This window comes from Nostoc sp., assembly GCF_036917275.1.
In the GTDB taxonomy this organism is placed as follows: domain Bacteria; phylum Cyanobacteriota; class Cyanobacteriia; order Cyanobacteriales; family Nostocaceae; genus Nostoc.
The window spans coordinates 80,808-88,334 of record NZ_JBALDF010000029.1; the positions used below are offsets into that span (position 1 = coordinate 80,808).

Annotated in this window: 5 protein-coding genes and 1 pseudogene; 2 read left to right on the forward strand and 4 right to left on the reverse strand. The window is 37.8% G+C overall.

The window, feature by feature from the left end; genetic code table 11:
• Positions 1-242: 242 nt before the first annotated feature.
• The 3 genes and pseudogenes from V7K35_RS10255 to V7K35_RS10265 all read right to left on the reverse strand — a co-directional run.
• A pseudogene (locus V7K35_RS10255) lies at positions 243-674 on the reverse strand (DUF2808 domain-containing protein); the annotation flags it as partial.
• 1,131 nt (positions 675-1,805) lie between these two features.
• Complete coding sequence (locus V7K35_RS10260; RefSeq protein WP_335078598.1) at positions 1,806-2,483, reverse strand: DUF6875 domain-containing protein; 678 nt, start codon at positions 2,481-2,483, stop codon at positions 1,806-1,808.
• Positions 2,484-3,328: 845 nt separating this feature from the next.
• Complete coding sequence (locus V7K35_RS10265) at positions 3,329-4,975, reverse strand: alpha/beta hydrolase (RefSeq protein WP_335078600.1); 1,647 nt, start codon at positions 4,973-4,975, stop codon at positions 3,329-3,331.
• Positions 4,976-5,564: 589 nt separating this feature from the next.
• Here V7K35_RS10265 and V7K35_RS10270 point away from each other — a divergent pair.
• On the forward strand, positions 5,565-5,999 hold the full coding sequence (locus V7K35_RS10270) for a hypothetical protein (RefSeq protein ID WP_335078607.1): 435 nt from the start codon (positions 5,565-5,567) through the stop codon (positions 5,997-5,999).
• Here V7K35_RS10270 and V7K35_RS10275 read toward each other — a convergent pair.
• On the reverse strand, positions 5,983-6,183 hold the full coding sequence (locus tag V7K35_RS10275; protein WP_335078603.1) for a hypothetical protein: 201 nt from the start codon (positions 6,181-6,183) through the stop codon (positions 5,983-5,985). The two genes, V7K35_RS10270 and V7K35_RS10275, sit on opposite strands and share 17 nt — an antisense overlap.
• 294 nt (positions 6,184-6,477) lie before the next feature.
• Here V7K35_RS10275 and V7K35_RS10280 point away from each other — a divergent pair, with 294 nt between their 5' ends.
• Complete coding sequence (locus V7K35_RS10280; protein WP_335078605.1) at positions 6,478-7,143, forward strand: Arm DNA-binding domain-containing protein; 666 nt, start codon at positions 6,478-6,480, stop codon at positions 7,141-7,143.
• The last annotated feature ends 384 nt before the right edge of the window (positions 7,144-7,527 follow it).

Consider the following 7,527-nt stretch of genomic DNA (forward strand, 5'->3'; position numbering starts at 1 on the left):
ATTGGCTAACCCAGATAATTTACTCCTGAATCTACGGCAAGCTGATTACTTTACCGTAGTATGTAGTTATGAGATTTACATAGATTGTGCTAAAAAACAAGAGTTTATTAAAATTTATTGATATTACTCCTTAAGAGAATTAAGTCTGTGGCGAAAACTTTCTCAAAAAAATAAAGGACAAGTATAATTCTTGTCCTCAATGGTTAAAATAACAGATTCTGCGTCGAATGCGTTAGATGAAATTAGTTCTCTGTAGCTGTTCTCCCGTAAAACTCCAAGCGTCCGATGCCGAGAAATTGACCAGTAGTTTTCTCACCAGATGGAAAAGCTTTTACACCAAATAAATAGACGCCATCATAAAAAGGATTTCGGTAAGCTTGCAGACCAATAGTAACCGTCTTACCTGGCTGTATAGGAGTATCAAAAGTTACTGTTAAAGTCTGTTTTTTGTCGTCACCTTTTACAGCTTTAAGTGCCAACTTTGAACCCTGGCTATTACGTGTGCCTTCAAAGGCAAAAGTATCTTTCTGATTGAATTCAATATCTTCAGTCCCTTCAATCTGGTTAAAGGTAACCTGTTGCAACGGTTCTCCAGCCGTCGCTGGCACTTCCAGAGTGAAATAGTACGTCGGATTCGGAACACTTATATCGATGTATGGAGTGCTGGCACTAACTAAACGTGGTGGTTAGGCAAAGGCGATTGTGCCATTGCTTAAGGTAACTGCATTGGCTACCGAATGAGGTAGTAAATATAGTCCAGTGCTCACAACAAATAGAGTACTAAAAAAGCTAGTAACGTACTTCATAATTGATATTTTTACCTCAATGATTTTTATCTCAGACTCAATTATTTGAGTCGTGCTTAAAATCCCCCTAATTCAACCTGAAAAAAGGAATCACTACAGTCTATAAAATTAGTAACTGTAATCAAGTTTACGGACTATTTAATTACACAGTTTTGCTGTAATTCTAGCACGCGATTTCAAGTTGCCCAGGAATAAAAAACAGATAATTAAATTTAAATTTAACTAGTAGTTTGACCTAAATTTTTATTAGTAAATTCCCTCAAAAGTCGATGATTTTACCGGGCTTTGAATAAATTCAAACACCCAGAGATCGATAATTTTGCCGTAGTTTAAATAATTGAATACATCTATAATTAGATAGATTTGCCGTAGTTTTTATAGTAAATTATCTGAAAAATCGATCATTTTACACGGCAGTAAATTTCTCAATTGAATTACATATCAATAATCTTACTGAATTTATAACTATAGAATGATACCAAAAGATGAAAATACACTGCTTTATGATGATTTAATTCTTTCAAAATACACAAATTTAGCAGGTTTAAATTAGTGATTTTCCCAATCAACATAATAGAATAAATTTTTTATAGTAAATTTACTTAAAAAGTAATTGCTTATAAGGGATAAGTAGACAGGTATAATTACAGGACTTACGCAAAAAGGCAGTGAAAGCCTTGATTTCCCGTAGGGGCAATTCATGTAGACGCACTCACGTTTGCGTCTCGTAGAGAAGCGGCTTCCCGTAGGGTATTGCCCCTACATTTCATACTTGATGCCTAAGTCATAAATTAAATCGGGAAAGCGGAATTACAGTAGTGGCTTCTTTAGAGCTAATTTGTAAACTCAAGTAAAGTACTTGTCTAATAAGGGTTTCAGAAATTTAAGTCAATACAGCAGTTTGCAACCTAATGAGGTACACCTTTTCAACTCAAGAGCCAAATATAGAGCAAATTTTACTCCTAACTCCTAACTTCTGACTCCTGAATTTTTTATATGCTAATACACCAAATTTTCGTCTTTAAGTTGTTCTTTCGCCAAAGCCAATGCTTGATGAGCATTTTTAGACCTTGTTTCATCTGTAAATTTATCACCAAAACACTTTAAATAAGCTTCCAGATACCGAATACGTAAGCGTGGATCAGCCGGGTTTTGAAGAAAGGGGAGGTCAGCTTCAACCATAAATCGAATAGCCAACAAGGGGATAGGGCTACGAAGTGGACGGAAGTTTGGGTTGTGCAGGCCAGGACTTTCATTACGTTTATGAAATTCTCCTATCATCAGTCCTGACTCAACAAACAAAGGTTTAAGTTTTTGTTGGACACCATCTATTAGTTTAGAAGTGTCTTCTATATGAATGTCAGGAAATATAAGTAAAAAAGCTTTATTGATTGCTAATTCTTCCTCTTTAACTTCCATCTCAATAAAGATATCTCGGTAGCAACTAACAATCTCTTCTATTTGTTCTGGATACAAATCTTTTGTGCGAATAACTGCCAGACGAATGCTGTTTGACTTGAGAGCGTGAGGTACAAAAGGGCAAACTACACCGGATCTTCCTAAGTTAGGATGAGGTCTTGCTAAAAAACTTTTCACCCACTCCAGAATTTCAAGTAAGTAAGGAAGGTCTTCGTATTGCTGGAGTTGTTTGATTTCAAGAGGTGTATAGAGTTGCATAAGTGAGTAAAATTAAATAATTGTTTAATTATGAATTCAAAATTGTTTTTACAATATTAAGTGTCTGAAATCAAATTATTGTCTAAGTAAACAAAACAAGCTTTGATATTTTTTTTGCTTCATCTGTAGCTTGTAGTAGATAAAAATGCTTTAGCATTTTTGTGACTTTTAAAATAATTATGCTAATAAATACACAAACTTGTTTTCATACTAAGCAACTTGTGTTCATTTATTTTTGGCATTTTAGCTTGATATTACATATGTAGTGTCCAGTAGATGCTCCTACTTTTTTTACACTCTCAAGTTTCTATTATTTTTAGCTAAAATATTATAAAGTTTATGTCTAAATAATTATTTCTAATGTAAAACTTTAGTGTTGTTTTAACAGCAAACATAGGCTTAGTATCAAGTTAATATAATTTAAACTAGATAAAATTTATGTCTAAATAGTTATTTCTAATGTAAAAATTTAGTAGCGATTCTACAGCAACTGTATACTTAATACAAAGGTGTATAAATTAATACAATTAAGATATCCAAAATCAAGTCCAATTTTAAAAACTGTATATTACTTAAGTAGGTTGACGTAAAAATTTGTCGTTGGGATAAGTTAGAAAGCAGAAGGGAAGAGGGTTTTAGCCTAGTTCATTAATATAGACATAGTTTGGTTTTATCGTGCCAACTGACTTATCTATTAATCGTAGGGGAGGCAGGATGAGCAGCGGCTTCTGCCGTTTTCCGTATCCCTACTCTTAGTTCTGAGCGGAGGAAACCTCTGCTCAAACAACTCTGGGCAACGTACTGGCTCCCTTACAAAATTGGATATTTTTTTAATTGGAAGTCCCTTATTTCTCAACAAATTTTTTCACCACTGCCATAGCATCAGGAGGAATCTGTGTAATTAGGCGAAATGGAAATGCGGCAGTTGAAGCAAACTGGGCATAATCTGATGTCAGAAAGATAGCGTAGTTTTTAGCTTCTGGAGTCATCTGTGCAGCAAACGCCAAAGCTATAGCTTTAACGTACTTGCGAACATCTGCTGCTTGTTCTCCCACAACTTCACCGCCACTAATTGGTGTATTCGGTTGTCCTATCTGATCCAAAGTCTTACTGGGGTCTTTTACACTCAGATGAGTACCCCCAATTATGCCAACTAGCCATTTGGGAGATGGGATTTTGTTAAATCCTATAATCTGTTCAGTTAAAGCTGGAGTGGTTTTATCTGCGGAACCTGCTAACACTAGGGTAGGAACTTGTACTTTAGTTAACCCAGTTTCGCCAAAAATCAGAGAAGTTGTAGGATTGAGAGCGATCGCCTGTTTTATTCTGGTATCCCGTAGTTGATAGCTATTTTCTGGTAGTTCTTGAGCGATGCACTGCATAGCTTCTCCCAGACTCAAGATAGTCAAGTTCTTTTTGCACCGTTGTTTGAGATGTTCGAGTTGGAACTCTGCTCCAGCAAGTGCTAAAGCTGTACCACCACCAAAAGAATAGCCAATAACCATCACTTTATTGGTTGCAAGTTTCCCTTGCAGGGGATTATTAGCTGTTCGATTGAGCTTTTCTAATTCGTCGAGAACAAAACTAATATCTTGAGGGCGATTCAAAAACTCTTGAGGCATCACAACTCTGGTTTTGCCTTGAAATGCAGAGTTAGTATTTGCCTCATTACTACCGGGATGTTCTAAAGCTGCTACCACATAACCGTGGGATGCTAAATGTTCTGCTAGGTAACGCAAGTCCGTGCGGACTGACCCGAAGCCGTGAGAAAAGACAATTACAGGTTTATAGGCAGTTGCAGCAGTTGACCAGTAAATATCAACTGGAATGTTACGGTTACGCTTTTGGTCATTCCAGTCTAATTTAAGTATTTGTACTTGAGCTATTCCTGGTTGGCTGGGATCAAAAGGGAAAGCAATCTGCGGTGTTTTCGGGTCGAGTTGGGGAGTGATGGCTAGCATAAATTGCTGGGTACGCCAAAAAGCTGTATTCAAACTCCTTGCAACTATAAAAGCCTGTGGCAAATTAATTTCTAGACGTTTACTGGGATAAGCAGCAATAAAACTCAGTATAGAAAGACCCTGCGGTGCAGTAGAGCCTAATACCAATCCTGCTCTGAGTGCTTGTACCCCAGCTTTGTCTTTTCGGGCTAAGGCCGTAGCGAAGTCATTGAGAATAGTTGTGCCAATCTGAGTATTAACTAACTTATTAACAGTGACAACACTCATCGGTACATTCATGCTCAACGTTCCCAAGAGGAAGCGGCGTTGTTGTTCAGATAATCTTTTAACAAAAGGCTGCAAACTCCCAGACAATTCCCCAGTTTTTGCAGCTTTTTGCAACTCAGCAAGGGAGATGGATTCTGTAAATAAACCCAAACGCACAACAACTGTGTCAGCCGCAATCGCCGAAGTATTTGCCCCGAACTGTATCAGTACAATTGCGCTAAAGAAACCCGCAACTGTTTTAATATTTCCCCAACTTCTTCCCATAAACTTTTATACCAATTGTTACTTACGGGAATATAACCAATATTTGTGTATTTGACTACCCTATTAATTGCCTAGAAACAAAGGCAAATTTTTTCTTGAACTTGATGGCGATGTCTAAAGGCGGGCTATGACGCTCGAACGCAAGAGCGTGTCGCAGACAAGACTCGCTAACGCAACTCTTAAAGACGCTCTTGCATTCGCTATCAGCGTCGCTTTTATATCCTCAAAGCATCTGCTATAGCGAACAGAGCTATATCAAAAGCATAACAAAAGCAACGAATTGTAGAATTCATCACAGCTAAAAATTAGAGCATAAATCGGTGTTTACAGCCACAAAAGCCCGATTGTTTCTCAACTAAGTTTAATACTGTAACGAAGCTCTAAAACAGGGTAAGCGATGCCTGCGGCGGTAAACTACGCATCTCCAATCTGCACTTTTTGTGAGCTGATGCCTTGAGTGCAATTTTTTTTGACAGGAAACTTTAACTGACCGCTGAATGTTTTGTCTTTGCCCCTTAGCTTGCTGCTGTGGCTGCACAATCATTACTCATCAAATACCCCAGCTGCATCAACAATTTTTCTTGGCTTTATGCGTCACAAACTCCGCTATATTTTAATTTTGCTGCTCTCCCTGAGTATTATTACATTTTACTGGCCTGTGAATAATTCTGATTGCAATTCCGAGGCGATTCTTGCATCAAAAACTACAAAATTCCAAGTACATGCTACTAAGGTTATTGTTCAGCCGTGGCTTGGTCGTCACCATGTATATGGAATCTTTATGATTCCTGATGAATACAAACAAGCTGAATTTTTTGTGTTAACAGTCAAAGGTGCTGGCAGTTACTGTTCAAAACAATTTGGTTATCAAAAAAACTTTAATGATATCTTTGCTGAACCAGGAACTTATTTACTGAAGAAGTTTATTAGAACTCGAACAGCTTTGCGGTTGATTCTCCAAGGTTTGTACTTTCAGATTAATGATAAACAGAACTGGACGTTGACTTTCACTCTAGTAATTTAAAATCTATGGCTAAAATGATAAATGATCGCCCGGCATCCAGTGGGAGGATATCAGCGGGTAGCTGTTCTCGCCTCCAAACAGGAATGTGGTAGCCGTTCGACTCGGCAGCCGACCGAATGGTTATAAAGTGCGATCGCCAATTTTTAGCATCAAAATTTATCATTGTTAGGCAAGGTTTAGGCAAAATTTTGAAGCTTCTCACGACACTCGCATTTAATACCAAGCACTACACGCCTAAAACCCGTCGGACTGAAAATCCTCGTGTCACCGGTTCAAGTCCGGTTCCTGGCACTTTCAAAAAACCCTTGAAATCGAAAGATTTCAAGGGTTTTTTGCTTTCTCACCCCTCAACATTTAGAGGAGAAGTATTTTACTTTTTATGCCAATTTTGAACGTTTTTGGATACCTTTAGATACAAAAGTGGTGTAAAGATGGTGTAAACAATTTAGAGTAGAGGACAATTACACCATTAATACTTATGTACCAAGATTCTTCTAGGAAACGAGGATATAAAGGATCTGTATCAATCATTAACTCTAGTGGTCGATTACAGTTGAGATTTCACTATGCTGGTAAGCGCTATTATTTGTCCACAGGATGGCTAGATACTTCTGGCAGTCGGAAACTGGCAGAATTTAAAGCAGCGGAGATTGAGAAGGATATCTTATATGAGCGGTTGGACGAGACTTTAGCGAAGTACAAACCTGGATCATCTCTAAGTATAGTTACAAATATTACAGTAGTGCAGAAACCAAAACCACAGTTAGATAAGTTGTGGGACAAATATAGTGAGTTCAAAAAACCTCAAATCAGCCCTAGTACTTATGCCAAAGACTTTACTAAGCATCGAAATCACATTGCTAAGTTAGCTACGCGATCGCTAGACGAGGCATCTGCTATTCAAGATCATCTGTTATCGAATCTAACTCCAGATGCTGCAAAGCGTTGTTTAACCCAACTTAAAGCTTGCTGTAATTGGGCAATGGACAAAGGATTAATCGACGCTAACCCTTTTGCTGCTATGAAAATCAAAGTACCCAAGGGTGCTTATAAAGAACAAGATATTCATCCTTTGTGTAAAGAAGAAAGAGACTTAATTATTCGTATTTTTGCTAGTGATTGCCACTATACTTTCCTAAAATAACAGATCATTTTCAAGGCGATTGTAATTTTTGGGGAGAATATCCTTTAGTGCTTCAATGGCACGCATGGCATCATTGATCGCCTTTTTTGATTTGGTCGGGTAGCACCATAGAGAAATACAAAAATATAATCTGCGATTGCAGTTCCCTTGTTAGCGATTAAATATCAAGTATTCCCAGGTTATATTGCAAGTTTTTTAGCTCAATTTCAGTACATTATCCAGTTTTAGGGGAATGAAAACTGCGATCGCTTATTCCCGGTATGATAGCTCTATATGTTGTCACCCGTGCATTACAGCAGATTGCAAGTTAATGAAGTACAAAAATACCCCTCCCTAACCCTCCCCGATAGATTGGGGAGCCACTGCGTTGGGCGGGCAATGCCC